Origin of the sequence: Asaia sp. SF2.1, assembly GCF_000505765.1 — a bacterium.
Lineage (GTDB): Bacteria > Pseudomonadota > Alphaproteobacteria > Acetobacterales > Acetobacteraceae > Asaia > Asaia bogorensis.
Genome location: NZ_AYXS01000048.1, coordinates 9,633 through 10,937 on the forward strand (window position 1 = coordinate 9,633; position 1,305 = coordinate 10,937).

Genomic DNA, 1,305 nt, shown 5'->3' on the forward strand with positions numbered 1-1,305 from the left:
ACCCCGTGCGCGCTGTGACATCCAGATTCGGCGCCAGAAATCGCGGTGAAAATCGAGTGCGGCGCGATTTTCAGGTGCCGCCGGATGCGAGACCTGCGGGCCCTGATCATAGCCTACGCGTGCCTGAACGTGATGCACACGCGCGATGAATTCACTGAAATCATCGCAGGGGTCATCGAGCAGTCTTTCGCAGCCTACGACCCAATGGCTGATATCAGCGGTAAAAAGCGCTTCGGGTATTTGCGCGATAACATCGAGCGTGACCCAAGGCGTAGCGCAGAGCCGGGCCCGATGAGTTTCGAAGCTGAGCGTCAGCCCATGCCTCTGCCCCAGATTCATGGCACGACCGATGAATTCGGCCTGAAGCGCAGCGTTCCAGCGATCATTGCCGCCCAGAACGTTCACGAAGCGGGGGGAGAGGAGCGCGGCGCGTCCGAGGGTCTCATCCAGATCGGCCAGATGGTCGTCCAGCGTCGCGCTCTGGCGGGGGATGACTCCGCCGCCGGTCAGGGCAATGGCGATATAGGGGCAATCGGTGTCGCGCACTGCCACGCGGCAGGCCGAGAGGTTTTCCGGTTCCGGGATACGCGCCTCGATCCCGTCATAACCGCGACGATGGGCATCGGCGATGGCCTCACCCCAGGGACGCGTATCGCCCCAGAGTGTCAGGAAGCTGTCGAGGCGCATCGGCGTGTCGTCTCCCGTCATGCTTGTGTCGGATCAGAAATTATAGCGCAGATCGCAGCCGATCCAGCGCGGCGTCTGAAGGAACTGCACGCGTGAATTATCCGAGCCTGTGAAGGAATAGGTGTTGCCATGCTTGTTGAGCATGTTGTCGACATACACGGCGGCCGTCCATTTGCCGGTTTTGGGCCCCACTTCCATGCGCATTCCGAACGAGCTGATCTTGTCAGTCACGCCATTGGGGTCACCCAAAGCCACCAGCATATTGTCCTTCCAGGTGTAGCTGGTCTGGAGCGTCATGCGATAGGCGCGGGGCAAGTCGATGCCATAACGTGCCACGGCATTCCAGGAGAAGCGCGGGGCAAAAGGTAGCACCGAATGAGCGGTAACGGAGGAAAGCAGCGGCAGGCCGCCGATATCATTCACCGCATTGGTGGCCTGCGCGTCGAGATAGGCAAAGGAGCCGCGCAGATCGAGATTGGGGACCAGATCATGCAATGTGCTCGACAATTCGCCGCCGCGGGTACGGGCACGGGGGATCGGCCCAAGGCTGAGTGAGGTGATGTTCATGGGCATTTCAGCCACGAACAGCGTCTGGCGGTTATGATATTCATAATCGAA

1 protein-coding gene and 1 pseudogene are annotated in these 1,305 nt (G+C 60.2%); both read right to left on the bottom strand.

Annotated features, from left to right (window positions below; translation table 11 throughout):
* A partial coding sequence (locus P792_RS37720; protein ID WP_161630858.1) for a sugar phosphate isomerase/epimerase occupies positions 1 to 708 on the bottom strand: 708 nt, incomplete at its 3' end.
* Positions 709 to 720: 12 nt separating this feature from the next.
* Positions 721 to 1,305, bottom strand: a pseudogene (locus P792_RS0119815) (TonB-dependent receptor); the annotation flags it as partial.